29 protein-coding genes and 2 tRNA genes are annotated in these 25,442 nt (G+C 55.8%); 18 read left to right on the plus strand and 13 right to left on the minus strand.

Annotated features, from left to right (window positions below):
* The 7 genes from hisF to tatC all read left to right on the plus strand — a co-directional run bounded on the left by hisF (window position 1) and on the right by tatC (window position 3,766).
* Window positions 1-765, plus strand: a complete 765-nt coding sequence (hisF, locus tag ACFQUU_RS12115; RefSeq protein WP_382247351.1) for an imidazole glycerol phosphate synthase subunit HisF — start codon at window positions 1-3, stop codon at window positions 763-765.
* Window positions 762-1,166: a phosphoribosyl-AMP cyclohydrolase gene (hisI, locus tag ACFQUU_RS12120; RefSeq protein ID WP_382247353.1), complete on the plus strand. Its 405-nt coding sequence runs from the start codon at window positions 762-764 to the stop codon at window positions 1,164-1,166. Before hisF ends, hisI begins: the two co-directional genes overlap by 4 nt.
* Window positions 1,167-1,259: 93 nt before the next feature.
* On the plus strand, window positions 1,260-1,601 hold the full coding sequence (locus ACFQUU_RS12125) for a phosphoribosyl-ATP diphosphatase (RefSeq protein ID WP_382247355.1): 342 nt from the start codon (window positions 1,260-1,262) through the stop codon (window positions 1,599-1,601).
* A gap of 111 nt (window positions 1,602-1,712) precedes the next feature.
* On the plus strand, window positions 1,713-2,084 hold the full coding sequence (locus ACFQUU_RS12130) for a histidine triad nucleotide-binding protein (RefSeq protein WP_382247357.1): 372 nt from the start codon (window positions 1,713-1,715) through the stop codon (window positions 2,082-2,084).
* A 59-nt stretch (window positions 2,085-2,143) separates the two neighbouring features.
* Window positions 2,144-2,350, plus strand: a complete 207-nt coding sequence (tatA, locus tag ACFQUU_RS12135) for a Sec-independent protein translocase subunit TatA (RefSeq protein WP_382247359.1) — start codon at window positions 2,144-2,146, stop codon at window positions 2,348-2,350.
* Between the two features lie 71 nt (window positions 2,351-2,421).
* On the plus strand, window positions 2,422-2,910 hold the full coding sequence (tatB, locus tag ACFQUU_RS12140) for a Sec-independent protein translocase protein TatB (RefSeq protein ID WP_382247361.1): 489 nt from the start codon (window positions 2,422-2,424) through the stop codon (window positions 2,908-2,910).
* A gap of 91 nt (window positions 2,911-3,001) precedes the next feature.
* Window positions 3,002-3,766 (plus strand): twin-arginine translocase subunit TatC, encoded by a 765-nt coding sequence (tatC, locus tag ACFQUU_RS12145; RefSeq protein WP_382247363.1) that lies wholly within the window; start codon window positions 3,002-3,004, stop codon window positions 3,764-3,766.
* A gap of 120 nt (window positions 3,767-3,886) precedes the next feature.
* Here the strand turns inward: tatC and ACFQUU_RS12150 are convergent, their stop codons facing one another.
* The gene (locus ACFQUU_RS12150; protein ID WP_382247365.1) at window positions 3,887-4,558 is read right to left on the minus strand and encodes a DUF2461 domain-containing protein; all 672 of its coding nucleotides are present in this window, start codon (window positions 4,556-4,558) and stop codon (window positions 3,887-3,889) included.
* Between the two features lie 24 nt (window positions 4,559-4,582).
* Complete coding sequence (locus ACFQUU_RS12155; protein ID WP_382247367.1) at window positions 4,583-5,749, minus strand: Do family serine endopeptidase; 1,167 nt, start codon at window positions 5,747-5,749, stop codon at window positions 4,583-4,585.
* A gap of 12 nt (window positions 5,750-5,761) precedes the next feature.
* Here ACFQUU_RS12155 and ACFQUU_RS12160 point away from each other — a divergent pair, with 12 nt between their 5' ends.
* A complete protein-coding gene (locus ACFQUU_RS12160; RefSeq protein ID WP_382247369.1) occupies window positions 5,762-6,529 on the plus strand; it encodes a Nif3-like dinuclear metal center hexameric protein in 768 nt (255 codons plus the stop codon).
* 73 nt (window positions 6,530-6,602) lie between these two features.
* Window positions 6,603-7,301, plus strand: coding sequence for a response regulator (locus tag ACFQUU_RS12165; RefSeq protein ID WP_382247371.1), 699 nt, complete (start codon window positions 6,603-6,605; stop codon window positions 7,299-7,301).
* A 21-nt stretch (window positions 7,302-7,322) separates the two neighbouring features.
* Here the strand turns inward: ACFQUU_RS12165 and mscL are convergent, their stop codons facing one another.
* Window positions 7,323-7,745: a large conductance mechanosensitive channel protein MscL gene (mscL, locus tag ACFQUU_RS12170; protein WP_382247373.1), complete on the minus strand. Its 423-nt coding sequence runs from the start codon at window positions 7,743-7,745 to the stop codon at window positions 7,323-7,325.
* A gap of 305 nt (window positions 7,746-8,050) precedes the next feature.
* Between mscL and petA the strand changes: the two genes are divergently transcribed.
* From petA to ACFQUU_RS12200, 6 genes are all read left to right on the plus strand, one after another.
* Window positions 8,051-8,659 carry a ubiquinol-cytochrome c reductase iron-sulfur subunit gene (gene petA, locus ACFQUU_RS12175; protein WP_382247375.1) on the plus strand — a complete coding sequence of 203 codons (609 nt, stop codon included), beginning with the start codon at window positions 8,051-8,053 and terminating at the stop codon, window positions 8,657-8,659.
* 2 nt (window positions 8,660-8,661) lie between these two features.
* On the plus strand, window positions 8,662-10,065 hold the full coding sequence (locus tag ACFQUU_RS12180) for a cytochrome bc complex cytochrome b subunit (protein WP_382247377.1): 1,404 nt from the start codon (window positions 8,662-8,664) through the stop codon (window positions 10,063-10,065).
* A 23-nt stretch (window positions 10,066-10,088) separates the two neighbouring features.
* Window positions 10,089-10,853 (plus strand): cytochrome c1, encoded by a 765-nt coding sequence (locus tag ACFQUU_RS12185; RefSeq protein WP_382247379.1) that lies wholly within the window; start codon window positions 10,089-10,091, stop codon window positions 10,851-10,853.
* Window positions 10,854-10,943: 90 nt separating this feature from the next.
* Entirely contained in the window at window positions 10,944-11,555 is a 612-nt protein-coding gene (locus ACFQUU_RS12190) for a glutathione S-transferase N-terminal domain-containing protein (protein WP_057289818.1), read from the plus strand.
* 75 nt (window positions 11,556-11,630) lie between these two features.
* Window positions 11,631-12,119, plus strand: coding sequence for a ClpXP protease specificity-enhancing factor (locus ACFQUU_RS12195; protein WP_382247452.1), 489 nt, complete (start codon window positions 11,631-11,633; stop codon window positions 12,117-12,119).
* A gap of 26 nt (window positions 12,120-12,145) precedes the next feature.
* Window positions 12,146-12,221: transfer RNA gene (locus ACFQUU_RS12200), tRNA-Thr, on the plus strand.
* A 449-nt stretch (window positions 12,222-12,670) separates the two neighbouring features.
* Here ACFQUU_RS12200 and ACFQUU_RS12205 read toward each other — a convergent pair.
* From ACFQUU_RS12205 to ACFQUU_RS12240, 8 genes are all read right to left on the minus strand, one after another.
* Window positions 12,671-13,267 (minus strand): UbiX family flavin prenyltransferase, encoded by a 597-nt coding sequence (locus tag ACFQUU_RS12205; RefSeq protein WP_382247381.1) that lies wholly within the window; start codon window positions 13,265-13,267, stop codon window positions 12,671-12,673.
* 4 nt (window positions 13,268-13,271) lie between these two features.
* Window positions 13,272-13,583 carry a Grx4 family monothiol glutaredoxin gene (gene grxD / locus ACFQUU_RS12210; RefSeq protein ID WP_382247383.1) on the minus strand — a complete coding sequence of 104 codons (312 nt, stop codon included), beginning with the start codon at window positions 13,581-13,583 and terminating at the stop codon, window positions 13,272-13,274.
* A gap of 185 nt (window positions 13,584-13,768) precedes the next feature.
* The gene (locus ACFQUU_RS12215; protein WP_382247386.1) at window positions 13,769-16,111 is read right to left on the minus strand and encodes a Tex family protein; all 2,343 of its coding nucleotides are present in this window, start codon (window positions 16,109-16,111) and stop codon (window positions 13,769-13,771) included.
* A 157-nt stretch (window positions 16,112-16,268) separates the two neighbouring features.
* The gene (gene prmC, locus ACFQUU_RS12220) at window positions 16,269-17,123 is read right to left on the minus strand and encodes a peptide chain release factor N(5)-glutamine methyltransferase (protein WP_382247388.1); all 855 of its coding nucleotides are present in this window, start codon (window positions 17,121-17,123) and stop codon (window positions 16,269-16,271) included.
* A 41-nt stretch (window positions 17,124-17,164) separates the two neighbouring features.
* Window positions 17,165-17,641 (minus strand): disulfide bond formation protein B, encoded by a 477-nt coding sequence (locus ACFQUU_RS12225; protein ID WP_382247390.1) that lies wholly within the window; start codon window positions 17,639-17,641, stop codon window positions 17,165-17,167.
* A gap of 100 nt (window positions 17,642-17,741) precedes the next feature.
* On the minus strand, window positions 17,742-18,824 hold the full coding sequence (gene prfA, locus ACFQUU_RS12230) for a peptide chain release factor 1 (RefSeq protein WP_382247392.1): 1,083 nt from the start codon (window positions 18,822-18,824) through the stop codon (window positions 17,742-17,744).
* Between the two features lie 93 nt (window positions 18,825-18,917).
* Window positions 18,918-20,207, minus strand: a complete 1,290-nt coding sequence (gene hemA / locus ACFQUU_RS12235; protein WP_382247394.1) for a glutamyl-tRNA reductase — start codon at window positions 20,205-20,207, stop codon at window positions 18,918-18,920.
* Window positions 20,208-20,318: 111 nt separating this feature from the next.
* Window positions 20,319-21,011: a response regulator transcription factor gene (locus ACFQUU_RS12240; RefSeq protein WP_382247396.1), complete on the minus strand. Its 693-nt coding sequence runs from the start codon at window positions 21,009-21,011 to the stop codon at window positions 20,319-20,321.
* Window positions 21,012-21,374: 363 nt separating this feature from the next.
* Between ACFQUU_RS12240 and ACFQUU_RS12245 the strand changes: the two genes are divergently transcribed.
* A complete protein-coding gene (locus tag ACFQUU_RS12245; RefSeq protein ID WP_382247398.1) occupies window positions 21,375-22,100 on the plus strand; it encodes a Crp/Fnr family transcriptional regulator in 726 nt (241 codons plus the stop codon).
* A 48-nt stretch (window positions 22,101-22,148) separates the two neighbouring features.
* Here ACFQUU_RS12245 and nth read toward each other — a convergent pair whose 3' ends face one another.
* Together nth and ACFQUU_RS12255 are read right to left on the minus strand one after the other, a co-directional pair.
* A complete protein-coding gene (gene nth / locus ACFQUU_RS12250; RefSeq protein WP_382247400.1) occupies window positions 22,149-22,964 on the minus strand; it encodes an endonuclease III domain-containing protein in 816 nt (271 codons plus the stop codon).
* A gap of 184 nt (window positions 22,965-23,148) precedes the next feature.
* Window positions 23,149-23,224: transfer RNA gene (locus ACFQUU_RS12255), tRNA-Phe, on the minus strand.
* Between the two features lie 99 nt (window positions 23,225-23,323).
* Between ACFQUU_RS12255 and ACFQUU_RS12260 the strand changes: the two genes are divergently transcribed.
* The gene (locus tag ACFQUU_RS12260; protein WP_382247402.1) at window positions 23,324-24,550 is read left to right on the plus strand and encodes a UbiH/UbiF family hydroxylase; all 1,227 of its coding nucleotides are present in this window, start codon (window positions 23,324-23,326) and stop codon (window positions 24,548-24,550) included.
* A 72-nt stretch (window positions 24,551-24,622) separates the two neighbouring features.
* Window positions 24,623-25,336 carry a DsbC family protein gene (locus tag ACFQUU_RS12265; protein ID WP_382247404.1) on the plus strand — a complete coding sequence of 238 codons (714 nt, stop codon included), beginning with the start codon at window positions 24,623-24,625 and terminating at the stop codon, window positions 25,334-25,336.
* Window positions 25,337-25,442 lie beyond the last annotated feature (106 nt).

Below are 25,442 nucleotides of genomic sequence, written 5' to 3' on the forward strand. Positions count from 1 at the left end.
ATGTCCCTAGCAAAACGCATCATCCCTTGCCTCGACGTGACCGCAGGCCGTGTCGTCAAGGGCGTCAATTTCGTCGAGTTACGCGATGCCGGCGATCCGGTCGAGATTGCACGCCGTTACGACGATCAGGGCGCGGATGAACTGACTTTTCTCGACATCACAGCGACTTCAGACGGGCGTGACCTGATTCTGCATATCATCGAAGCGGTCGCTTCGCAGGTCTTCATTCCGCTGACTGTGGGTGGTGGTGTGCGTACTGTCGACGATGTTCGCCGCCTGTTGAATGCGGGCGCGGACAAGATCAGTATCAACAGTACCGCCATTGCCAATCCACAGATGGTGGCCGATGCCGCGCAGAAATTCGGCTCGCAATGCATCGTGGTGGCGATCGACGCCAAGCGTAACCCGGAAGGACGCTGGGAAGTGTTTACCCATGGTGGACGCAAGGCGACCGGCCTCGATGTGATCGAGTGGGCAAAGAAAATGGAAAGCCACGGCGTTGGCGAAATTCTGCTGACCAGCATGGACCGTGACGGTACCAAGAGCGGCTTCGACCTTGAGCTGACACGTGCCGTGTCGGATGCGGTGTCAATTCCGGTGATCGCTTCGGGTGGTGTCGGCGGCCTGCAGGACCTGGCTGACGGCATCAAGCTCGGCAAGGCCGATGCGGTGCTGGCAGCGAGCATCTTCCACTATGGCCAGCATACCGTGCAGGAAGCCAAGCAATTCATGTCCACCCAAGGCATTCCGATGAGGATGGCATGAGCATCAGTGCAAAATGGCTAAACAAGGTCAAGTGGGATGAACATGGCCTCGTGCCCGTGATCGCGCAGGAAGTCGGCAGCAACGATGTGTTGATGTTTGCCTGGATGAACCGCGACGCGCTTGCGAAAACCGTCGAACTCGGCGAAGCCGTGTACTGGAGCCGTTCACGCAAGAAGCTGTGGCACAAGGGCGAAGAGTCCGGCCACACGCAAAAAGTGCATGACATCCGCCTCGACTGCGACGAAGACGTGGTTTTGCTCAAGGTCGAGCAGGTCGGTAAGATCGCCTGCCATACCGGCCGGCATTCGTGTTTCTTCCAGCAATTCACGGGGGATGCCAAAAACGGCGACTGGCAAGCAGTAGAACCCGTGCTGAAAGACCCTGAAAGCATTTACAAATAACCCTCAGCGGCGGGTGAGCAACCGGCGCCCGACATCGCCGCGACGACAACTGAAAGAGGGCCGGCTGCGTTGCGCAGCCGAGCCACCCAAGCGATGAGTGAAACCCTGAAACGCCTTGCCGCCGTCATTGAATCGCGCAAACCAGCCAATGGCGGCAATCCCGATAAGTCCTATGTCGCGAAGCTGTTCGTCAAGGGCGATGATGCCATTTTGAAAAAGATCGGCGAAGAAGCAACCGAGACCGTGATGGCCGCCAAGGATGCGCGTGTCAGCGGCGACAAATCGAAGGTGCTCTATGAGTGCGCAGACCTGTGGTTTCATTCCATGGTCATGCTCGCCCAGTTCGACCTGACGCCGCAGGACGTGCTGGATGAGCTTGCCCGGCGGGAAGGCCTGTCAGGACTTGAGGAAAAAGCGAGCCGCAAGGACAATTGAGCCGGCAGATAATCCGTAGGGTATCGTTGCGGGGCATTCCAGCCAAAGAATGCGTGTCAAAGAGACTGTTGATATTTCGATCACTGACCACTTACTTTCCAGGATCTTCCCATGACTGACTGCATCTTCTGCAAGATTGCTTCAAAACAGATTCCCACCAAGGCAGTCTATGAAGACGACGACCTCATTGCATTTCACGACATCAATCCTGCTGCTCCGGTGCATTTTTTAATCGTCCCGAAACAACATGTTGCTACACTGGCGGACTGTAATGAAAGCCATAGCGCTTTGTTGAGTAAAATGATGTTGTTGGCGCCTAAACTGGCGCAGGAGCAGGGGTGCGGTTATACCGCCACTGATGGCGGCGTGGGCAGCGGCGGATTCAAGACGCTGTTCAATACTGGTCCGGACGGCGGTCAGGAGGTGTACCATCTCCATCTGCATGTCATCGGCGGACCACGTCCCTGGCGCGGCCAACGATAGGCGAAACCTGCCGACAGACCAATGATTGACGGGCGCATGCGTCCACTGAGGAGAAAGTAATGGGTTCATTTAGCATTTGGCACTGGCTGATCGTGCTGGTCGTTGTCATGCTGATTTTCGGCACCAAGAAGCTGGGTAATGTCGGCTCCGACCTTGGCAAGGCAGTAAAGGGCTTCAAGGACGGGGTCAAGGGAGATGAAGAGAAATCGTCTGCCACAACCGACAAGTCGACAATCGACGTCGACGCCAAAGAAAAAAAGAGCTGAGCACGGTCCTTGCAGGAAACGGGTGATGTGCCGCAGGCTCATCGCATGCCATTCCTGCAACCCGTCACATCATGATTGATATCGGTCTCACCAAAATTGCGCTGATCAGCGTTGTAGCGCTGGTCGTCATCGGTCCTGAACGCCTGCCGAAAGTGGCACGGATGGCCGGTACCCTGTTTGGCCGCGCCCAGCGCTACATCAACGAAGTCAAATCGGAAGTCAGCCGCGAAATCGAACTGGAAGAGCTGCGAAAGATGCAGAAGGAAATGCAGGAAGCAGCGACCAGCGTCGAGCAGACGATTGCCAAAAATGTCTCCGAGATGCAGGCCGAAGTCCAGGAAGCGCTGTCCAACCCCTTGATGGAGACGCCGACGCCGGATCAGATCCATGTCAAGGCCAAGGATTTTCGCAGGAAGAAGCTGGCACGTACGTCGGCCATTCCTTCCTGGTACAAAAAACAAAGTGGCCGCCGCACGCGTGTGATTTCCGGTGCGGCACGTGTCGCCAAATATCGTCCCGCCGGGGCCGGTAGCAAGACTTCCACTTCATTCCATTCCTGAGCCGCGGTTTACTATGAATATTTCACGAGGTTCGACCGCTGCCGCAAGGTGCGCAGGCGCTATGGACAACCGGTATGTGTAACAAGCCCGTATGAACGACGATCACAACACCGATGGTGGTGTAGGCGACACCTTCATTTCGCACCTGGTTGAATTGCGCAACCGCGTGATGAAGGCATCCATCGCAGTCATCATCGTCTTCCTTTGCCTGATGCCTTGGGCCGGCAACATCTATGACTGGCTCGCCATGCCGATGATGCTGGCGCTTCCCGCCGGTAGCAAGATGATTGCCACCGGAGTCATCACACCATTTCTGATCCCGGTGAAGGTGACCCTGCTGCTGGCCTTCCTGATTGCGCTACCGATAGTGCTTTACCAGGCATGGGCATTCATTGCACCCGGCTTGTATACGCATGAAAAAAAGCTGATCGCACCGCTGGTGATTTCATCTTCGCTACTGTTTATCATCGGTGTCGCGTTTTGCTACTTTTTCGTATTCGGCGTGATTTTCAAGTTCATCAATGAATTTGCGCCGAAGTCGATTTCCGTTGCGCCGGATATCGAGAGCTATTTCGGTTTTGTGATGACGCTGTTCATTGCCTTTGGCATGACGTTCGAAGTACCGATCGTTGTTATCGTGCTGGTACGCATGGGAATCGTGACGGTGGAAAAGCTGAAGGAAATGCGTCCCTATATCATCGTTGGCGCCTTCGTCATTGCCGCGATCGTGACACCGCCGGATATCATGAGCCAGTTGTTGCTGGCTGTGCCTCTATGCCTGTTGTTTGAAGTCGGGTTGATTCTTGCACCGTTGTTTGCACGCGCAACCCAGGCGCCGGAAGAAGAAACAGTATAAATCTGCTTTACTCGCTACTGGGCTGGGTGCAGTACAGCAGGTATTGCACCTATTTTCGTGGACGTTATCTGCCGAAGCTCCGTAGTGGCCAAGCGCAAACCGTGATAAACCGTGTATGCGCTATTTGGCTTCCCGCAGCCAGGCCACCAATGGATAAGCGTCCTTGAAACCCGCAGCCAGTTCTTTCCCCAGATCGGCGGGAATTTTCTTTTTCAGGCTGGTTTCTTTCCAGACGATAAAACTCTTGTGCTTGACGTATTCAATGTTGGGCGCATCCGCATCGAAGCCCTTGGGCGGCCTTGTCAGTTTTCCTTCGTCCTGTAAATCGCCATAGGTTTCCTGAAGACGTTTGTTGCGCAGCATGCGCCTGAACCCGGCGGCATCGGCGATCACGTGTTGGCGTATCGTCTTCAGCCTGTCGGATGGCGGCATGTATTCGCCACCCGCAACTAGCAGCGTTCCTTGTGCATCAATATGGAAGTAGTAAGCGGGACCGCCACCCTGACTCGGTTTCTTCAGTCCGCTGGCTGTAATGGCCGCTGAAAAGGTGGTCTTGTAAGGACTCTTGTCATGCGAAAAGCGCATGTCGCGATTGATGCGGAATAACGCTTTTTTGGGATTGCAGCCGGCAACCGCCGGATCGAATTTAACGATCTGCGGAATCAGGCCGGTTACCAGTTCCAGGAACTCCGCACGCAGAATATCGTAACGCGGCTTGTTCATGACAAACCATGCACGATTATTGTTTTCCGACAGTTCGGCAAGGAATTGAATGAGGTCGCGAGTATGCATAGGCTTGCAGGGATCTCCGAAAAATTACTCCTGTTCTTCTCGTTTCGGCTTCGGTCGTTTGCCAACAAGGACGTCGACAGTCGACTCCTGGGTCTTGCGCAACACGGTCATCTTTGCCTTGGTGCCCGGCGTAAGCTGCGCAATCAGGTTCAGCATGTCGGTGGTATCGGTGACGGGTTTGCCTTCGACCGCCACCAGAATATCGCCCGGACGTATGCCGGCCTTATCCGCCGGACCACCCTTAAGCACACCGGCGATGATGGCACCCGATTTGCGCGTCAGTCCGAAACTTTCCGCCAGTTCCGGCGTGATGTCTTGCGGCTCCACGCCGATCCAGCCCCGTACTTTCTGGCCGGTGGCAATGATGGATTCCATGACGTCTTTTACTGTTGTTACCGGGATAGCAAAACCGATTCCCAGAGAGCCGCCGCTACGTGAGTAAATGGCCGTATTGATGCCCAGCAGGTTGCCGTTCGCGTCGATCAGCGCCCCACCCGAATTGCCGGGGTTGATGGCCGCGTCCGTTTGGATAAAGTTTTCGAAGGTATTGATACCGAGATGATTGCGTCCAAGCGCGGAAATAATGCCCATGGTGACGGTTTGCCCTACACCGAATGGGTTACCAATCGCCAGCACCACATCGCCGACTTTGGCTTGATCCGCATTGCCCAGCGTGATCGCAGGCAGGTTCTGCAAATTGATTTTGATGACAGCCAGATCGGTTTCCGGATCGGTGCCCACCACTTTGGCATCAGCCTTGCGTCCATCGGCAAAGGCCACTTCGATTTCATCCGCGGTTTCGATCACGTGGTTATTGGTCAGCACATAACCTTCCGGGCTGATGACCACGCCGGAGCCAAGGCTGAACTGCCGGTCGTCCTGCTGATCGCCGAAGAAGCGTCGGAACAGCGGGTCATCCATGAACGGCGTCTTTGGCTGACGTGCGCCCTTGGTGGTAAAGATATTAACCACCGCCGGCATTGCCCGTTGCGCGGCATCGCGATAGGAGCCTTGCGTGGCTGGCGCATTCGCTGGCGCCTGCAGGATCGGAGCCGTAGACGATGACAGCCTTGCGTCGCGCGTTGCGCCAAGCAGCGTCCCCGCCCATTCAGGCTTAAGGCTCGCTACAATGAACCAAATGGCCAAACCGACCGTAACGGTTTGCGCAAATAACAACCAGAGGCGTCGCATAAGAGGGTAAGAATGAAGCGTGGATCAGTAAATAGGGACGAGTTTGCAAAATATCTAGAGCAAACGCTCGATATTAACCGTTTTCGCGACTATTGCCCAAACGGCTTGCAAGTTGAAGGCTGCAATGAAATACGCAGCCTGGTCTCTGGCGTGACAGCAAGTCTGGCATTGCTGGAGGCGGCTGCCGCGCGACAAGCTGACGCCATTATCGTACATCACGGCTACTTCTGGCGCGGAGAAGATGCAAGAGTGATTGGCCCCAAATACAAGCGCCTGAAATTACTGTTGACACAGGATATCAACTTGTTTGGTTACCACCTACCGTTGGATATGCACCCCGAGTTCGGCAACAACGTGCAGCTCGCCAACCGGCTTGGCCTCGTTGCCGATGGCCGTTTCGGTGATGACAACATCGGCTGGCTCGGCTACGCACATGACAAGCAATTACAAACTGTCGGCGACCTCGCGCGTGAAGTGGAGGCCAGATTGGCGCGGCCGCCGCTGCTCATCGGCGACCCCGCCCAGCCGCTTGGCCGTATCGGTTGGTGTACCGGGGCGGCGCATAGCATGCTCGACAACGCCATAGCCGCGGGCGCCAGCGTCTATCTGAGCGGAGAAGTGTCAGAACCGACCGTGCATCTGTCCCGGGAAAGCGGCGTTGCCTACCTTGCCTGTGGTCACCACGCGACGGAGCGCTATGGCGTTCAAGCGCTGGGGGAGCATTTGGCAGCACAATTCGGCATTCAGCACAGCTTTATTGACATCGAAAACCCGGTGTGAGATCGATAGACCGATAGTTGGTCATTTCTTGGCGTTAGGCTGAGGTATGATTACGACAGGTGGGGGAAGAACTATGTTGGAAGAAACATTGCGGGACGCTGTCGGCGTATTGATTGTCGAAGATGACGCGGTAACGCGAAAAGCACTGTGCTTGGCGATTGAGTCCGAGCCCCAGTTAAAATTGCTGGCGGCATTCGACAGCGTCAAGCCGGCGCTGACCTGGTTGGAAACTGCGGTCCCGGACGTATTGATGACTGATCTTGGCTTGCCCGACGGGTCGGGACTGGAGATCATCCATGCCTGTGCCAACCGGCATCCACAGGCCGATATCATGGTTGTCACCATGTCCAGCGACGAGGCAAACGTTCTGGCTTGCATCGAAGCCGGGGCATCGGGTTATGTGCTCAAGACTGCCGGAAAAACTGACATCGCACGCGCCGTCCTTGACCTGCGTTCGGGCGGCGCACCAATGAGTCCAGCAATCGCACGCATGGTCCTGGCCAAGGTGCGTGACGGTAAAAAGCCGGTTCCCGTGACCGACCAGGATACCGCGACCAGCCTGACCAAGCGCGAATCCGCGATCCTCGACCTGATTGCGCAGGGTGACAGCTATGGCGAAGTCGCGAAGCTGCTGTCGGTCTCGGTCGGGACCGTGCAAACCCATATCAAGAACATCTACGGCAAGCTCGCCGTGCATTCGCGCGGCGAAGCGGTCTTCGAAGCCCATCGCCGCGGCTTGCTGCAACTGGGGCAGCCTCGCATGCGCAAGTAAGTTTGCGCATTTGCGGTCGGCTTATTGCTTCAGCGAATCGCGAATTTCCCTCAGCAAAACGATGTCTTCCGGTGTCGCTGCAGGCGTCGGGGCCGTTTCTTCCGTTTCCCTGCGCTTCGCCTTGTTGACCAGGCGCACCATCTGGAAAATGATGAATGCCAGGATGACGAAGTTGAGCAGGATGGTAATGAAACTCCCGTAAGCGAGGACGGCACCTGCCTTTTTCGCTTCTACCAATGTCATTGCCGTACCTTGGCCATTGAGCGGCAAATAATAATTCGAAAAGTCTAGTCCGCCGAAAATCCGCCCGGCGACCGGCATGATGACGTCTTGGACCAACGAGTCCACGATCTTGGAAAACGCGGCGCCGATGATCACCCCAACCGCCAGGTCGATCACATTGCCCTTGATAGCAAAAGCCTTGAATTCTTGAAGCATTCCCATAATCTCTCCCATTCCGTTGCGAAATTGTAATCTGAGACGCGTGTCTCATTTGCTACATTGTTCCAGAAAACAACCAGCACCCAGAGCAAATTTGATATTCACACGCAGTCGCCTTAGGTGGCCTCTCGCCCTATGAATTAAAAATCTGCTTAAAGAGTGTTTCATTCTTTGCTACGAAGCAAAAAAGTTCCCCGAAATTGCCGAATGCAAAACCTATTCCCTTTAAATCGGATTCCGCGTCCGTTATAATCTAAGGTTGCTAGAAGTTTCGTACAGATTTCGCATTTACACAGATTGGGGTTGGTATGAGTAACGAAAAGCAGGTCGACTCCGGTCGACGTGGCTTGCTCGTCGCGACATGTGCGGCGGGTGGTGTGGCCGGATTGGCCACAGCGGGGGCCTTTGTGTCCACCTTCCAGCCGTCCGAACGGGCAAAAGCCGCGGGCGCTCCGGTGGAAGTGGACATCGCCGGGCTTGCTCCTGGTGAGCTGAGAACCGTGGAATGGCGCGGTAAGCCGGTCTGGATCCTGAAACGCTCGCCGGAAATGGTTGCGTCTCTGAAGAAGATCGAAGGAGAACTCGCCGACCCGAATTCCGAACGTAACCCGGCTGAATTGACTCCGGAATACGCGCGCAACGAATACCGTTCGCGCAAGCCGGACATCCTGGTCGCCGTGGGTATCTGCTCCCATCTCGGCTGCTCTCCGACCACAAGGCTGCAGGCTGGCCCACAGCCGTCGCTACCGGACGACTGGCAAGGCGGTTTCCTCTGCCCGTGCCATGGCTCCACTTTTGACCTGGCAGGTCGCGTCTACAAGAACAAGCCCGCACCGGATAACCTGGAAGTGCCGCCGCACATGTTCGTCGGCGATACGATGCTGGTGATCGGTAAGGACGAGAAAGGCGAAGCATAATTATGGCGACACAACACAAACCGACCGGCACTCCTGTCCCGGTATCGGGCAAGGCGCTCGCTTGGATTGACGAGCGCTTCCCCCTATCCTCGACATGGAAGGCGCACATCTCCGAATACTACGCGCCCAAAAACTTCAATTTCTGGTACGCATTCGGCTCTCTCGCACTGCTGGTGCTGGTGATTCAGATTGTGACCGGTATTTTCCTCGTGATGCACTACAAGCCAGACGCCAACCTTGCGTTTGCTTCTGTCGAATACATCATGCGTGATGTGCCATGGGGCTGGCTGGTGCGCTACATGCACTCCACCGGCGCTTCCGCATTCTTCATCGTGGTGTATCTGCACATGACGAAGGCACTGTTATACGGTTCGTATCGCAAGCCCCGTGAACTGCTGTGGCTGTTCGGCGTTGGCATTTTCCTGTGCCTGATGGCCGAGGCTTTCTTTGGCTACCTGCTTCCATGGGGACAGATGTCGTATTGGGGCGCACAGGTGATCGTTAACCTGTTCGGGGCCATCCCGTTCATCGGTCCGGACCTGTCGCTGTGGATTCGCGGTGACTATGTGGTATCCGATGCGACACTGAACCGCTTCTTCTCGTTCCATGTGATCGCGATCCCGCTGGTGCTGATTGGTCTGGTAGTCGGGCACATCGTTGCACTGCACGAAGTCGGCTCAAATAACCCGGACGGTGTGGAGATCAAGAAGAATAAGGACGCCAACGGCGTGCCGCTCGACGGCATTCCTTTCCATCCGTATTACACCGTGCACGACATCCTTGCTGCGTCGATCTTCCTGATCGTTTTCTCGGCAGTGGTGTTCTTTGCTCCGGAAATGGGTGGCTACTTCCTCGAGTACAACAACTTCATTCCGGCCGATCCGCTGAAGACACCGCCGCACATTGCGCCGGTCTGGTATTTCACGCCGTTCTACTCGATTCTGCGTGCAACCACTTCGCAGTTCATGTATGCGCTGGAAATTGGCGTGATTGCCTATATTGCACTTGTCATCCTGAAGTCACGCCTGTCCGGCGGCATCAAGATTCTGATTGCAGTGCTCGGTGCGGTTGCCGTCATCGCCATGTTCATATTTGACGCGAAGTTCTGGGGTGTTGTGCTGATGGGTGCGTCCGTGGTGATCCTGGCCGGCCTGCCGTGGCTTGACCATTCTCCAGCCAAGTCGATCCGCTATCGTCCGACCTGGCACGGTTATGTCTACCTTGTATTTGGCATTGCCTTCCTGGCGCTCGGATACCTCGGTGTTCAGCCGCCGACAACGGTAGGCACACTGGTTGCGCAGATCTGCACCTTCATCTACTTCGGCTTCTTCCTGCTGATGCCATGGTGGAGCACAATGGGCCGCTTCCGCCCAGTGCCTGATCGCGTTACGTTCCAGCCGCACTAAGCCGCAAAAGGAAAATAAGAATCATGAAATTGTTGAAAAAACTGATTGCGGTCTTGGCGTTTGCGCCGGTCGTGGCACTGGCTGCCGAGGCGACTTTCCCTCTGGACCAGGCCCCCGACCGTACGCGTGACCTGCCTTCGCTACAGAATGGCGCCAAGCTGTTCGTCAACTATTGCCTTAACTGTCATTCGGCATCGGCGATGCGTTACAACCGCATGAAAGACATCGGTCTGACCGAAGCTCAGATCAAGAACAACTTGTTGTTCACGACTGAAAAGGTCGGTGACCTGATGAAGGTGGCAATGCCTGCAAAGGATGCAAAGGACTGGTTCGGTGCAGTACCGCCGGACCTGTCGGTGATCGCACGCGCAAAGTCATCTAGCGAAGGCTCCGGTGCTGACTGGCTCTACACCTATCTGCGTACCTTTTACAAGGACGATACCCGTCCAACTGGCTGGAACAATTTGGTCTTCCCGAACGTCGGTATGCCACACGTGATGTGGGAAGTGCAGGGCATACGTTCAGTCAAGATGGTCGAAGAGAAGGATCCGCACGATGAAAGCAAAACGGTGCACAAGTTTGCCGGTTTCGAGCAAGTCAAGCCGGGCACCATGAATGCGATCGAGTTCGATAACGCGATGGCAGACCTTGTCTCGTATATCAGCTGGATGGGCGAACCTGCCCAGAACACCCGCAAGCGTCTCGGTGTGATCGTCTTGTTGTTCCTCGGGTTCTTCCTATTGTTGACATGGCGCCTCAACGCGTCGTACTGGAAAGACGTTAAGTAAAAATACGCCTGCATCCAATATGGATTGCAGGCTTTTATTCCAGGGTGAGCCGTACGACGTCTCACCCTTTTGTTTCTAAGGAACTACAACATGATGGTTCTCTATTCAGGCACTACCTGCCCGTTTTCCCAACGTTGCCGTCTCGTGCTGTTTGAAAAAGGCATGGATTTCGAGATCCGCGACGTCGATCTGTTCAACAAGCCGGAAGACATTTCGGTGATGAACCCCTACGGACAAGTGCCCATTCTCGTCGAGCGTGACCTGATTCTGTATGAATCGAACATCATCAATGAATATATTGACGAACGTTTCCCGCATCCGCAGCTGATGCCGGCTGACCCTTTGATGCGCGCTCGTGCTCGCCTGATGCTGTTCAATTTCGAAAAGGAACTGTTCGTTCATGTGCATACGCTCGAGAACGACAAATCCAAGGGTTCCGAAAAAGTCCATGACAAGGCTCGCGCGGAAATCCGTGATCGCCTGACGACCCTCGCACCGCTGTTTCTGAAAAACAAGTACATGCTGGGCGACGAGTTCTCGATGCTCGATGTGGCTGTAGCGCCGTTATTGTGGCGTCTTGATCACTACGGCATCGAACTATCCAAGACAGCAGCCCCTCTGATGAAATATGCGGAGCGCATTTTTTCGCGTCCGGCATACATTGAAGCGCTGACACCGTCCGAAAAAGTGATGCGTCGCTAATGGGACTTCGCATGCAATTGGTAGCCGACACGTTATGAAGGCTTGCCTGATTGCATGCACTTAGTTCAGGAAATCATGTCAGAAATTTCAACCAAGCCTTACCTTCTGCGCGCCATTTATGAGTGGTGTACTGACAATGGCTATACACCTTATTTGGCAGCCGCGGTCGATGCACAGACGCGTGTCCCGCGCGAGTTTGTGAAGAATGGCGAGATCGTCCTGAACATCAGCTTTACCGCTACCAGCGGATTGAAGATGGACAATGACTTTGTCAATTTCAATGCGCGATTTGGTGGCGTATCGCGGGAGATTTCCATTCCCGTCGATAATGTAGTGGCAATTTATGCACGTGAAAACGGGCAGGGAATGGCGTTTGAAGTGAGCAAGTTACCTGCACGTGATGATGAGATTGTGAGTGTGGAAGAGTCCCTGAAATCTCCGGCACTTTCTGCCGTTCCTCCTGTCGAAGGGGAAACGACGCCAGGAGCGGAAGGGCCGGGTCCCGATGACAACAACGACCCACCAAAAAAAGGTGGAAGACCTACCCTAACTCGCATCAAATAGCGTATAATTGCTGTCTTCAAGTTTTCGCCGGCTTAGCTCATTTGGTAGAGCAGTTGACTTGTAATCATCAGGTGGCCAGTTCGAATCCGGCAGCCGGCACCAGTAAAAAACCCGTGATCAGAAATGATCACGGGTTTTTTCTTTTGGGATCCGTTTTTGCAATACCAGAGCCGCTACGGTGAAGCCATTGTCGGCTGATGGCATTGAACGATACGCTCCTGCTCTCATGCGGTGATATCGCCGGTTCAACCGTCGGGACGAGACTTTCAGGCTTTTATTCTTTGCAAAACCGTCCAAGCAAATTCTTGCAGTCTGTCCGTACTCATGTGTGCTTCTCGACAGAAAAACTGCTTGATTTCAGTTGGCCCAAGGGCCCAGCAGGCAAATTGCATGTCAGGCAAGGGCTGGTGAACAGTTCAAAGGATATGAGATGGGAAAAAAAGACACAAAAGAGTCACAGTATCGTGAATCTGCTGAATCACATTCAGATACTAAAATGGCTTGATGTAGAACTCGCAGTGCAACGCAAGAAGCGAAGAAAGCGCTATCGCTCAATCATCCTGCTTCATGCCGCTCCAGCGGGGCGCTAGGGCATGCGGAACATTGAATAGATCGAGAACTCGACCAACGGTATGATCGACCATCTCGGCAATGCTGTGAGGCCGATGGTAGAAACCAGGAAGTGGCGGGAAAATGATGCCGCCCATTTCGGTGACGGCGATCATGTTGCGCAAATGCGCAAGATTGAAAGGCGTTTCGCGCACCATCAAGACCAGGCGGCGCCTTTCCTTCAGTACTACGTCAGCAGCGCGAGTAATTAGATTATCGGAGAGGCCATGTGCAACAGAGGCCAAGGTTTTCATGGAGCAAGGCGCGATAATCATGCCGTCGGAAGGGAAAGAACCGCTGGCGATCGATGCGCCGATATCACGAACGTTATGCACAACATGGGCAAGTGCTTCCACTTCCTTGCGGCCCATGTCCAGTTCCTGATGCAGATTCAGAACACCCGCCTCGGATACCAGCAGGTGCACTTGCATACCCGGCGTTTCCCGCAATACCTGCAACAGCCGTACGCCATAAACGGCACCGGTAGCGCCGGTAATGGCGACGATCAGCCGCCGTTCCGGGTTCGCCGGGGAGGACAAAGGCTCAGGCCTTCAGCAAGGTCTTCAGTTCGCCGGATTCGTACATCTCCGTCATGATGTCGGAGCCGCCAATGAATTCGCCGTTGACATAGAGTTGCGGGATGGTCGGCCAATTTGAAAATTCCTTGATGCCCTGGCGCACGTCGGCGTCTTCCAGCACGTTGACGGTGACGATGTTATCGACGCCGCAGGCTTTCAGGATCTGGATGGCGCGGCCGGAAAAGCCGCATTGCGGAAACTGGGCAGTGCCTTTCATGAACAAAACCACGGGGTTTTGCGTCACGGTCTCTTTGATCCAGGATTGTACGTCGCTCATGGTGTAACCTCGAAAATGGAAGGATGATCATCATTATATGAAAAACGCCGGCCTGACGTTGAATCAGACCGGCGTTTCTGTCTACCCGCGGGAAGGCTTCGACATCCCGCAAGGATATCGAGGGATGCAACCTGGCCGTGGCGACAAGCGCAAAAGCCTTTTTCCGCTATTAAGCCTATATCACCTTAACCCTTCAACTTGGCAAACGCCGCTGCCATCGCGCTGTGCACGGCTGGTTGCGAGCGCTGCTGATGCTGTGACAGGCGCTTTGCGTCATTGCGATCGCCACGTTGCTCAGGCCGTGCGCCAGTCGGTTGCGGCGAATCGGATAGGCGCATGGTCAGCGCAATGCGACGGCGCTTTTCGTCGACTTCCAGCACCTTGACCTTGACCACCTGGCCCGCCTTGACCACGGTATGCGGGTCACGCACAAAGGTGTTGGACAACGCCGAAATATGCACCAAGCCATCTTGATGGACGCCAATGTCAACAAAGGCGCCAAAGGCAGCCACATTTGTCACCACGCCTTCGAGAATCATGTCAGGACGCAGGTCCTTGATATCTTCGACGCCGTCCTTGAAGGTTGCAGTGGTAAATTCGGGACGGGGGTCGCGGCCCGGCTTTTCCAGTTCCTTCAGGATATCGGTGATCGTTGGCACGCCGAATTTCTCGTCCGCGTATTTTGCCGGAGTGATGGATTTGAGCAGCTTGCTGTCGCCAATCACACCTTTCACATCTTTCTGAATGTCCGCCAGGATCTTTTCGACGACAGGATAGGATTCCGGGTGTACGGCAGACGCGTCAAGCGGGTTATCGCCATTCATGATGCGCAGAAAGCCTGCGGCCTGTTCAAAAGTCTTGTCACCAAGACGCGGTACCGCACGCAAGGCCGAACGGGATGTGAACATGCCTTTCATGTCGCGGTAGGTCACGATGCTTTGCGCCACGCTCGCATTCAAACCGGAGACCCGTGCCAGCAACGGTGCGGAAGCGGTATTGACATCAACGCCCACCGCATTCACGCAGTCTTCGACCACCGCGTCCAGCGAACGCGCCAACTGGGTCTGCCCGACATCGTGCTGATACTGGCCGACGCCGATCGACTTTGGATCGATCTTGACCAGTTCGGCCAGCGGATCTTGCAGGCGGCGTGCAATCGACACGGCACCGCGTAACGATACGTCGAGATCAGGCAATTCGCGCGATGCGAATTCGGACGCAGAATATACCGACGCACCCGCCTCCGACACCACGATCTTGGTCAGCTTCAATTCCGGATTTTGCTTGATCAGGTCTTGCGCCAGCTTGTCGGTCTCGCGTGATGCAGTGCCGTTGCCGATTGAAATCAGCGCGACATCATGCTTGCGTGCCAGTTGTGCCAGCGTGTGCAGCGAACCATCCCAGTCATTGCGTGGCTGGTGCGGGTAAATCGTCGCCGTATCGACGACCTTGCCGGTCGCATCGACCACTGCAACCTTCACGCCGGTACGCAGGCCCGGGTCCAGACCCATCGTCGCGCGCGGACCGGCCGGAGCGGCCAACAGCAAGTCTTTCAGGTTGCGTGCAAACACGTTGATCGCTTCGACTTCCGCACGCTCGCGCAGCGCCGTCATCAGTTCGGTTTCCAGGTGCATGAACACCTTCACGCGCCAAGTCCAGCGAACGGTATCGGTCAGCCATTTGTCGGCGGGACGTCCCTGGTTGCTAATGCCAAAGCGGACTGCAATACGCCCCTCGCAAGGATTGTGCGGCGCGTCCCATTTCGGTTTTTCTTCTTCGGTATCGAGCCGCAGCGACACGTTCAGAATTTCCTCGCGGCGGCCGCGGAACAGTGCAAGCGCACGGTGCGAAGGAATGGTATTGATGGTCTCGGAATAATCAAAATAGTCAGCAAACTTTGCGCCAGCATCTTCCTTGCCCTCGACGACTTTCGAGTCGACCACGCCGTGGTCATTCAGGTATTCACGCAAGGTCTGCAGCAGCGTTGCATCCTCGGCAAAGCGCTCCATCAGGATTTGACGGGCACCATCCAGTGCTGCCTTGGTATCGGCGACGCCGGGGTTATCGCCATTGTCGGTCGTAAAGGCGGGCTTCAGGAACTTTGCCGCTTCTTCTTCCGGATTCAATGCCGGATTGGCGAGCAGCGCATCGGCCAATTCGGTCAAGCCCGCTTCCGCGGCAATCTGTGCCTTGGTGCGGCGCTTCGGTTTGTAGGGTAGATAAAGATCTTCGAGGCGGGTTTTGTCTTCCGCGTGCGTGATCGCATCCAGCAGTTCGGGCGTCATCTTTCCCTGTTCCTGGATCGATGCAATGATCGCGGTCCGGCGGTCTTCCAGTTCGCGCAGATAACGCAGCCGCTCTTCCAGCAAGCGCAACTGGATATCGTCCAGGCCGCCCGTCGCTTCCTTTCGGTATCGTGCAATGAAGGGCACCGTCGCGCCTTCGTCCAGCAGGGCGATGGCGGCGGCAACCTGGGCCGGTTTGGCGGCAAGTTCAACAGCAAGTCGTTGTTCGATCGAAGGCAGCATGGGAAACCAAAATGAAGAAAATCAAGCGGGTGATGATACGCAAATTATGCGAATGCGCCAGTCTTGACAGCCCGAAAAAACGCAGGCGATCCTAGCATGTCGGCAGGCTTGCCGACTTGGCATTGCCATTGTGATTGGTTTTTCAAGATTATCGCGGCTAGTTGCTGCTAACTCGAACCATGCCGCCGCTGACACGCTCAATGCCGGCAAGGTCTTTCCAGCTCTGGACAGCATCGAAATTGCGTTGCAACAGGCCTCGTACCGCTTCGGCCTGATCATAGCCATGCTCCATCAATAGCCAGCCCGTGGGCATCAAATGGGTAACGGCACCCTGTACGATGCTGCGCAGTGCCGACAATCCATCTGCGTGGTCGGTCAGCGCATCGATCGGTTCAAAGCGCAGGTCGCCTTGTGACAGATGCGGATCGTTGGCGACAATATACGGAGGATTGGAGACGATCAGATCGAAGTGTTGTCCATCAAGCGCGGCATACCAGTCACTTTCCATGAGCTGCACATTAACGCCATGCCGCGTAGCATTGCGTTGCGCAACCTCTAACGCCGCGCCGCTGGCATCGATGGCGCTCACTGCGGCATCGGGGCGTGTATGCGCGATGGCAATGGCAATTGCGCCGGTACCGGTACCCATGTCGAGTACGCGCCCACACTGTGGCAAGCGCTCCAGCGCAAGCTCCACCAGCAATTCGGTTTCCGGACGGGGAATTAATACGTCTGGCGTGGTGTACAGGGAAAGCCCAAAAAACTCGCGTTCACCAATGATGTAGGCAACCGGTTCGCCCGCGAGCCGGCGGATGAACAGATCGTTAAGCAATTGAGCCTGTTTGGCATCTAACGCATGTTGCGACTGCGTGATCAGTTGCACGCGAGACAGTTTAAGACCATGACAGACCAGGATGCGGGCGTCGATGGCATCGATCGGCGGCTTGCGTAGCACGGCGGCCAGCGTAGTGCCAGCTTCGATGCGGTATGGCGGCGCGTCGTGTTCCGGCATGATGAATGTGATGCTGGCGAAAGAGCTGCGAAGGTGAGCGATTAACGGCTTTGACGCAAGGCAGCCCAGATGAGCAACAGTGCGAGGATCACAAACCAGATCAGCGACCATTGCGGAATCGACAGGCCGATGATCGGTTCGTAGTCGGCCGTGCATAAACCGTCTGCCTTGAACAGGAAAGGCATCAGCTCGGCCGTAAAGATCTTGTTGAGCGAGGTCTCCAGCGGATCAATACCGCAGGAAACGGCAGGATGTGCTTTGACCCACATATGCCATCCGGCGATGCCGCCGCCCACCAGGGCCGCCAACGCCGCGAGCGCAGCGCCAAGCCGTGCCGCAGAACGTGGAAACGCAGCAAAAATGAAACACAGTAGACCAACCGCTACGAAGGCATAACGTTGCATTACGCACAGTGGGCACGGCAGCATATCCCTTGCATGCTGCAAATACAGTGCAAAACCGACAAGTGCAAAGGAAAGAATGCCGACAGTAATGAGAATGGGCTTCGATGTTTTCATTGTTGCATCATGTATTAGGTAAGTAATGCCATGTGACTAACATGGCTCCATATGGTTCCAGCCTGCAATTATTTCTGTGTGGCTATTCCTATGTTCGTCATTATGCCTCGTCGCCCAACGCCGCCAGCAATTCCGCCTGGTGTTCGGCAATCAGCGCATTGGTCAATTCTTCGAGATCGCCGTCCATGATGAAATCCAGTTTATACAGGGTGAGGTTGATCCGGTGGTCGGTCATGCGCCCTTGCGGGAAGTTGTATGTGCGGATACGTTCGCTGCGGTCGCCTGAGCCAATCAGCGATTTACGCGTCGCGGCTTCCTTGGCTTGCTGTTCACGCAACTGCACGTCCTTGATTCGCGCCGCCAGTACTTTCAGTGCCGACGCCTTGTTCTTGTGCTGGCTACGGTCGTCCTGGCATTCGACCACGATACCGGTCGGGAAATGCGTGATGCGGATGGCGGAATCGGTCTTGTTGATGTGCTGGCCACCTGCACCGGACGCGCGGAATGTGTCGATGCGGATGTCGGCCGGGTTGATTTCCACATCGCTCACTTCATCGGCTTCCGGCATGATTGCGACGGTACAGGCCGATGTGTGGATGCGGCCTTGTGTTTCGGTCGCCGGTACGCGTTGCACCCGGTGCCCGCCCGATTCGAACTTCAGCCTGGAATAAGCGCCATAGCCAATGATGCGGACGATGACTTCCTTGTAGCCGCCAATTTCAGACGGCGATTCGGACACCATCTCGATCTGCCAGCGATTGCGCTCCGCATAACGTGTGTACATGCGTAGCAGATCGCCGGCAAACAGCGCCGCTTCATCGCCACCGGTGCCGGCGCGGATTTCCAGGTAAATGTTGCGTTCGTCGTTGGGATCCTTGGGCAGCAGCATCTTTTGCAGATCGGCTTCCAGCTGTTCGATGCGCGCCTTGCCGGTGCTGATCTCTTCCTGCGCCATGTCCCGCATATCCGGATCGGACAGCATGTCCTGCGCGGTGCGGATATCTTCACCGGCCTGCACGTAATCCTTGTACAGCGCGACCAGCGGGCCGAGTTCGGCATGTTCACGGGTCAGCTTGCGATACTGCTCCATGTCGGCAGTGACGCCTTCCTGCATCAGCAGATTGTTGACCTCTTCCAGCCGCTCGGTGAGCTGGTCGAGTTTGGAAAGCATTGAAGGTTTCATAAGAGTCGGATTGCAAACAAAGAAGGGCGCGATCCACCCGGGGGCAGTGCGGCGAAGACCGGATCATCAACACCTGGAGCAGGAAGGAAACAGCTAGCGCTTGGTGCGGAACAATTGCGGCAGCAGTGCAGCAAGACGGGCGCGTTCATCACCCTGGGCATTGTGCAATGCCTGTTGCGGGCCGTGCAGGAATTTGGCGGTCAGACCTTTGGACAGTGCTTCGAGCACGGCATCGATGTCTTCACCCTTAGCGAGCAACTTCCGCGCGCGTTCGAGTTCCGCCAGGCGCATGGCTTCACTGCTGTCATGCAGATCGCGGATTAGCGGCACGACCGCACGAGTGTCGATCCAGTGCATGAAAGCCTGTACCCGGTTTTCGATGATCGCTTCGGCCTGGGCAACCGCGGCCTGCCGATTTTCTAGTCCTGTCTGTACTGCCGAACCAAGATCGTCGACGGTATACAGGAACACGTCATCAAGGCGACCAACTTCCGACTCGATATCGCGTGGCACCGCCAGATCGACCATGAACATCGGTTTATGACGACGTGCCTTGATTGCACGTTCGACCATGCCAAGCCCGATGATGGGCAGCGAGGAAGCGGTACTGGACACAACAATGTCGAATTGTGCCAGTTGATCGGCCAGATCGCCGAGCCTGATTGCGCGGCCGTTGAAGCGATGGGCGAGCGCTTCGCCACGCTCCAGCGTACGGTTGGCGATTGTCAGTGAGTTTGGATTCTGCGCGGCGAAATGGGTCGCACATAATTCAATCATTTCACCAGCGCCGATGAACAGTACATTCTGCTCGGCGATCGTGTCGAAGATGCGTTGCGACAGGCGCACCGCCGCCGCTGCCATCGATACGCTGTGCGCGCCGATTTCGGTGGTAGTCCGCACTTCCTTCGCCACCGCGAAGGTGCGCTGGAACATCTGGTGCAAATAAGTCCCCAGCCCACCGGCCGCGTCCGCCACACGCACCGCATCCTTCATCTGGCCGAGAATCTGCGCCTCTCCCAGCACCATTGAATCCAGTCCGGACGCCACACGGAAGGCATGGCGTACCGCGTTATCCTGGGGCAGGGTGTACAGGAAAGGCCGCAGTTCAGCGTAGGGAAGCTTGTGGTATTCAGCAAGGAAGCGCGCGGTGGCATCGATGGCGGCATCGATGCCACCAGGAATATCACTGGCCGCGTACAGTTCAGTGCGATTACAGGTGGACAGGATGGCCGCTTCATCACTCGTGCCGGTGGCCGTGCCGCGTCCGAACCATGACCGTGCAGCGGCTACCGCCTGACCGATCTGGTCGGCAGGGAAGGCCACTTTTTCGCGCAGTGATACGGGCGCGGTGGTGTGATTGAGACCGACGGCGAGAAGCTGCATTGCGGTGAAGGGAGTGAGGATATTCCGAGTTCGTATTATAGCCTGTTGCACCGGCGCATACAGGTATTGCCAAACAGACATCGGCCATGAAAAGCCTAAGGAGTTTGCTATTCAGGATAGCTGTTCAAGCCTGTAACCGTAGCTATAGACAGGGGCAAGCCGAAAACCGTTCTCGGGCCGCAGTCCAAGTTTGTTGCGTACACGCGAAACATGGGTATCCATCGTTCGCGACGGGAGATCCGTTTCCCGTGACCAGACCGCTTCCTGGATAAACGCCCGCGACAAGGGGCGGCCCAAATGTTGAAAAAACAAGATCGCCAGCTCGAATTCCTTTTGTGTCACCTCCACCGGCAGGCTGTCGCGAGTGATCTGGCATCGATGCGTATAGAAGCGGTAAGGGCCGAACTGCACCGGTTCGTCAGGCGTGCCGTGGTTCGGATAGGCTTGCCGCAGCAGGGTCTCGATGCGCAAGCCTAGTTCCCCGCGGCGCAGCGGTTGGACGATATAGTCGTCTGCCCCGACTGTCATCGCTGCCAATGCATTGTCCACCCGGCTGCGTCCGATCACGACTAGTAAAGGCGTCAACCCGGTGGCGCTTTCCGGATTTGTCCGTACCGGTAGCGGTGGCACGCCTGCATGCTCGGGCCAGTCGACGATCCACAAGTCCGCATGTAGTCCTTGTAACGCTGCCGCATCACGAGCAATCGTCACCGTACAGGCGTGTCCGCTTCCTTCAGATACTGCACGAATGTCGCGCATCAGGTCTGGGTCGCTGTGTTCGTGGCTGACGATAATAATTCGCATGGCTGGTCAGATAAGCAAAGTAATACGCCTTTGCGGGGCGGTCACCGTTGGCAATCCGGCATTGTAAGGCTTGGCATCATCACGGGTAGCGCCGGTGAGAACAGCGGCCTGAGCGTGGCATGTTTTGCCTCTACTTCAAGAAACGACTTATATGTCAGGAACCAAACAGACTCCTGCATCCCGAGACGGCACACTTCGTGCAACGGTTAAAGGGAGTAGTTCATCGTTTCCCGCCATCGGACATATTCGGTCAACAGTCATACACTTGAAGCGGCAATGATAAAAACAAACGAACTGACTCTTCATGGAGTGCAGCATTCCATTCATTACCCGCATACAAGTTAAGCGAACGGAAATTCAGACATGTCCGTTCCTCATAGTGTTGCATTACCATGCAAGAATCACTTGCTGTCCCTGCTTTCCGAAAAAGAAATCAAACAGCTGGCGTCAAAACTGACTTCAGTACGGACTACATTCAAGCAGGTACTGTTCACGCGTAACAGCCCGATCGAATACGTTTACTTCCCTTGTACCAGCGTCTTTTCCATCCTGTCGTTCATGCAAAATGGTACGGCGGTTGAAGTGGGTACCGTCGGCAATGAAGGATTTGCCGGTATCGATGTTCTGATCGGCGCCGAGTCCGCCACCGATACAACCATTTGCCAGGTGGAGGGCGATAGCCTGCGCATGCGCACCAGCGATTTCCGCGAAGCGGTGGCGACCGATACGCCATTACGCCGTGTTGCCCAGCGTTACCTCCAAGCCTATGTCAGCCAGATGTCCCAGTCCGTTGCCTGCAACCGGCTGCATACCATTGAAGAGCGGTTTGCCCGCTGGGTGTTGATGACCCATGATCGGGTCACTGGCGATGAATTTCACCTGACACAGGAATTCCTGGCAGATATGCTCGGCGTGCATCGCCCTAGCGTTAGCCTCGTGGCAAGCGCGTTCCAGCAAGCGGGCCTGATCAAGTATACCCGCGGTAATCTCGCTATCCTCAATCGCGTTGGACTCGAAGCGGCATCTTGCGAGTGCTACAAAAATGTCAAAGGGCAGTTCGAACGGTTGCTCGGCCTTGCAAGAAGCTGAATTTCCAAAGAAGTCATGCGGTAGTAAGGCCTGCACGCAACCAGATTATTACAGTGTGGATGGCCCCGGAGCGTCATTAATCTCATGATCTCCGGCTAATCGCGCTTGCCCATGCGGACACAGATCAAGCAGCACGCAACGACGGCACTGCGGATCGCGCCACGTGCAGACTTGTTTACCATGACGCATGATCACCTGATGATTATCGTAGACAAGTTGCGCATCCCAGTCCTCAGGCAGCTGCGCTTCCAGCACCCGATGTGCCGGCCCGACCGCCAATCCTTCCGGAATCAGGCCCACCCTTGCGGCAACCCGATGATGATGGCTGTCAACGGGCAGCGCCTTGCCACGCATGGTACTGAATGAAATTACGGCGGCACTCGTCTTGGGCCCAACCCCGGGAAGGGATTCCAGCCATGCACGTGCCTTGTCTACCGGCCAGTCGCGCAGGAAGTCCAGTGAAAGTTCTCCATTGCCGCGCGCGGCGATTTCGCGCAGCACGGCTTGAATACGCGGCGCCTTTTGCTCGGGCCATGTACACGCGGCGATCGTTTCTTCAACGTCCGCTGTTGGCGCATCACGGACCTCGGCCCAGGTGGAGAAGCGGGCACGCAACGCACGAAAGGCTTGGGTCGAATCGCGGTTAAGCGTGCGATGGGACAGCATTGCCGACACCAGTTCGTCGAGCGGATCTAGGGTATGGAAATAAGTTATCGGACAACCGTATTCCTTGCACAAGCGGCGGTGTACCTCTAGCGCTTTGGCTTCGAGGGAGTCATCCAGGTCGTGCGTCAGGAGATGGCCAAGAGACAGGCCGGAAGGCGGGGTGGGGTGCGACTTGCTGCGCTTGGTCATAATGGCCATGTCTCGGGCGTGTTGTCGACATGGCTATGACTGATGCGATCTGTTTTCGTTTCTGTTTCTGCGTCAGGTAGAAAATTACAGACGCTAAGGAAGCGATGTAAATGCTTTTCTTTCGGCAAAAGGAAAGGATAACGGGCAAAACAAAAGGGCTTACAACGCATTCGCTGTAAGCCCTTGATTTTCTTGGTGGCCCGGGGCGGAATCGAACCACCGACACAAGGATTTTCAATCCTCTGCTCTACCGACTGAGCTACCAGGCCAAGGCGCGCAAGTATAGCAAAGCTATCGGAAATTGCAAGGCCTTTCTGAAAACGCCCGGCGCTGCAACGGCTATAATGGCTTATCGGACGGTGATATCCATGCGCCGTTTTGTTTCCTTCGAGCTTGGCATTATGCAAATCCAAAGCAATATCTGCGTTATCGGCAATGGCGCGGTCGGTAAGGCCGCAGCCCTGGGGTTCGCCCAGGCCGGACTGAGTGTGACCATGCTGGTGCCGCCAGGTTCCGGCGCGCCAGTGGCACATGAAGGCAGCTGGGATGTGCGGGTGTACGCACTCAATCATGTGGCACGTGACCTGCTGTCGTCATTGAAGGTCTGGAATGCGCTGGATGCCACGCGCGTCGCCGCGGTCGATGCCATGGTGGTCAAGGGCGATGGCGCGCAACCGGGCACGCTGAATTTCGATGCTTTCGGTGCGCGCACCGGCGCGCTGGCCTGGATCGTAGAGGACAGCAATTTAAACGCCGCGCTCGACGCGGCCTTGAAATTCGCACCTAATCTACGGATCGTCGCCGCACGCGCCACGACCATGCGCGCTGATGCCGAAAACGCCATGGTGGAACTCGACAATGGCGATACGCTGATCGCATCCTTGCTGGTCGGCGCAGATGGCGCCGAATCCTGGGTGCGGGGTCAGTGCGATATCGGTTTTGATTACCGTTCCTATAACCAGCGTGCGATCGTTACCAATTTTGAATGCGACCAGCCACACCAGGGGGCAGCCTATCAATGGTTTACATCGAGCGAAGGGATTGTGGCCTTATTGCCGCTTCCCGGCGAGCGTGTGTCGCTGGTCTGGTCTGCGCCCGAGAATCTGGCGCCGTCACTTCTGGCGATGCCGGCGACGGCGCTGGCAGAACGTGTTGCGGCGGTCTCGGGTCATCAGCTTGGCGCGCTGCGTCCGGTGCAACCCGAACTCGTCAAGGCATTTCCACTGCGCCTGGTGCGTCCGCACGCGATTACCGCGCCGCGCGTTGCGTTGGTGGGCGATGCCGCGCACGTTGTGCATCCGCTTGCGGGGCATGGCATGAATCTGGGCTTTGCCGACGTGGCTGCATTGATCAAAGTTGTATCCGAGCGCGAAAGTCACCGTGACTGCGGCGATGAGCGGCTTCTCGGCCGTTATTCGCGGTCGCGCAAGGAAGATATTTTCCTGATGCAGTTCGCCACCGATAGCCTGGAGCGGTTGTTCGGTACCGACTTCGAGCCGGTGCGGATTGCGCGTAATATAGGATTGAACTTGGTTAATAAATTACCTGTCATAAAGCGGGCCTTGATTTCCCATGCGATGGGGAAGCACATCTAGCAATAACAGCTGCAGACACAAGGCGTAAGCGAAACACATTAACAAGCAATGAAACGGAAAAACATGTTCAACATGACCAGACTCGCAGCGGTGGCGCTGCTCAGCTTCGCAGCCGGCGCGTCCTTCGCCCAGACCGGACCGGAACAGGCAATCAGGAAAGCCATCGAGCCACGTCTGGGAGACGGCGTCAAGGTGGACTCCGTCACCAAGACTCCTTATGGAGGCTTGTATGAGCTGAGAATCGGCAGCGACATTTTCTACACCGATGCCAAGGGTGATTATCTGTTCATCGGTCGTGTAGTCGACACCAAGACCATGCAGGACTACACCAAGGCGCGCGTCGATGAGATCAGCAAGATCAAGTTCTCTGACCTGCCGCTTGATTCGGCGATGAAGATGGTCAAGGGCAATGGCAAGCGTGTCATCGCCGTGTTCGAAGACCCGAATTGCGGTTATTGCAAACGCTTCCGCCAGACGCTCAACGAGATGGACAATGTGACGGTTTACACCTTCATGTACAACATCCTTTCTGAGGATTCAGTGACCAAGTCGCGCAATATCTGGTGTTCTTCCGATCGTGTGAAGGCATGGGATGACTGGATGTTGAATGGCAAGAACGCGCCTGCCGCGCCAGCCAATTGCACCGCGCCGCATGAAAAAATATTCGCCCTTGGACAGAAGCTGAGGATTACCGGCACACCGACCGTGTTCTTTAGCGACGGTACACGGATTCCGGGCGCGGTTGATGCCAAAGCCCTGGAGAGTAAGCTCGCTTCCATCAAATAAAGTTATCCGCCTGCATCTACATGGCGCGTTTCCGCAAGGGATCGCGCCATTTTTCATGCAGAACAGGCTTTCTCCGGTCGAACTATAATAGTTTTGCCAATCAGGA

Source organism: Herbaspirillum sp. GCM10030257 (assembly GCF_042666555.1).
Classification (GTDB): domain Bacteria; phylum Pseudomonadota; class Gammaproteobacteria; order Burkholderiales; family Burkholderiaceae_D; genus Noviherbaspirillum.

Coding starts and splice junctions, on each gene's coding strand:
- hisF (WP_382247351.1), top strand. CDS start 1: ATGTCCCTAGCAAAACGCATCATCCCTTGCCTCGACGTGACCGCAGGC.
- hisI (WP_382247353.1), top strand. CDS start 762: ATGAGCATCAGTGCAAAATGGCTAAACAAGGTCAAGTGGGATGAACAT.
- ACFQUU_RS12125 (WP_382247355.1), top strand. CDS start 1,260: ATGAGTGAAACCCTGAAACGCCTTGCCGCCGTCATTGAATCGCGCAAA.
- ACFQUU_RS12130 (WP_382247357.1), top strand. CDS start 1,713: ATGACTGACTGCATCTTCTGCAAGATTGCTTCAAAACAGATTCCCACC.
- tatA (WP_382247359.1), top strand. CDS start 2,144: ATGGGTTCATTTAGCATTTGGCACTGGCTGATCGTGCTGGTCGTTGTC.
- tatB (WP_382247361.1), top strand. CDS start 2,422: ATGATTGATATCGGTCTCACCAAAATTGCGCTGATCAGCGTTGTAGCG.
- tatC (WP_382247363.1), top strand. CDS start 3,002: ATGAACGACGATCACAACACCGATGGTGGTGTAGGCGACACCTTCATT.
- ACFQUU_RS12150 (WP_382247365.1), bottom strand. CDS start 4,558: ATGCATACTCGCGACCTCATTCAATTCCTTGCCGAACTGTCGGAAAAC.
- ACFQUU_RS12155 (WP_382247367.1), bottom strand. CDS start 5,749: ATGCGACGCCTCTGGTTGTTATTTGCGCAAACCGTTACGGTCGGTTTG.
- ACFQUU_RS12160 (WP_382247369.1), top strand. CDS start 5,762: ATGAAGCGTGGATCAGTAAATAGGGACGAGTTTGCAAAATATCTAGAG.
- ACFQUU_RS12165 (WP_382247371.1), top strand. CDS start 6,603: ATGTTGGAAGAAACATTGCGGGACGCTGTCGGCGTATTGATTGTCGAA.
- mscL (WP_382247373.1), bottom strand. CDS start 7,745: ATGGGAATGCTTCAAGAATTCAAGGCTTTTGCTATCAAGGGCAATGTG.
- petA (WP_382247375.1), top strand. CDS start 8,051: ATGAGTAACGAAAAGCAGGTCGACTCCGGTCGACGTGGCTTGCTCGTC.
- ACFQUU_RS12180 (WP_382247377.1), top strand. CDS start 8,662: ATGGCGACACAACACAAACCGACCGGCACTCCTGTCCCGGTATCGGGC.
- ACFQUU_RS12185 (WP_382247379.1), top strand. CDS start 10,089: ATGAAATTGTTGAAAAAACTGATTGCGGTCTTGGCGTTTGCGCCGGTC.
- ACFQUU_RS12190 (WP_057289818.1), top strand. CDS start 10,944: ATGATGGTTCTCTATTCAGGCACTACCTGCCCGTTTTCCCAACGTTGC.
- ACFQUU_RS12195 (WP_382247452.1), top strand. CDS start 11,631: ATGTCAGAAATTTCAACCAAGCCTTACCTTCTGCGCGCCATTTATGAG.
- grxD (WP_382247383.1), bottom strand. CDS start 13,583: ATGAGCGACGTACAATCCTGGATCAAAGAGACCGTGACGCAAAACCCC.
- ACFQUU_RS12215 (WP_382247386.1), bottom strand. CDS start 16,111: ATGCTGCCTTCGATCGAACAACGACTTGCTGTTGAACTTGCCGCCAAA.
- prmC (WP_382247388.1), bottom strand. CDS start 17,123: ATGCCGGAACACGACGCGCCGCCATACCGCATCGAAGCTGGCACTACG.
- ACFQUU_RS12225 (WP_382247390.1), bottom strand. CDS start 17,641: ATGAAAACATCGAAGCCCATTCTCATTACTGTCGGCATTCTTTCCTTT.
- prfA (WP_382247392.1), bottom strand. CDS start 18,824: ATGAAACCTTCAATGCTTTCCAAACTCGACCAGCTCACCGAGCGGCTG.
- hemA (WP_382247394.1), bottom strand. CDS start 20,207: ATGCAGCTTCTCGCCGTCGGTCTCAATCACACCACCGCGCCCGTATCA.
- ACFQUU_RS12240 (WP_382247396.1), bottom strand. CDS start 21,011: ATGCGAATTATTATCGTCAGCCACGAACACAGCGACCCAGACCTGATG.
- ACFQUU_RS12245 (WP_382247398.1), top strand. CDS start 21,375: ATGTCCGTTCCTCATAGTGTTGCATTACCATGCAAGAATCACTTGCTG.
- nth (WP_382247400.1), bottom strand. CDS start 22,964: ATGGCCATTATGACCAAGCGCAGCAAGTCGCACCCCACCCCGCCTTCC.
- ACFQUU_RS12260 (WP_382247402.1), top strand. CDS start 23,324: ATGCGCCGTTTTGTTTCCTTCGAGCTTGGCATTATGCAAATCCAAAGC.
- ACFQUU_RS12265 (WP_382247404.1), top strand. CDS start 24,623: ATGACCAGACTCGCAGCGGTGGCGCTGCTCAGCTTCGCAGCCGGCGCG.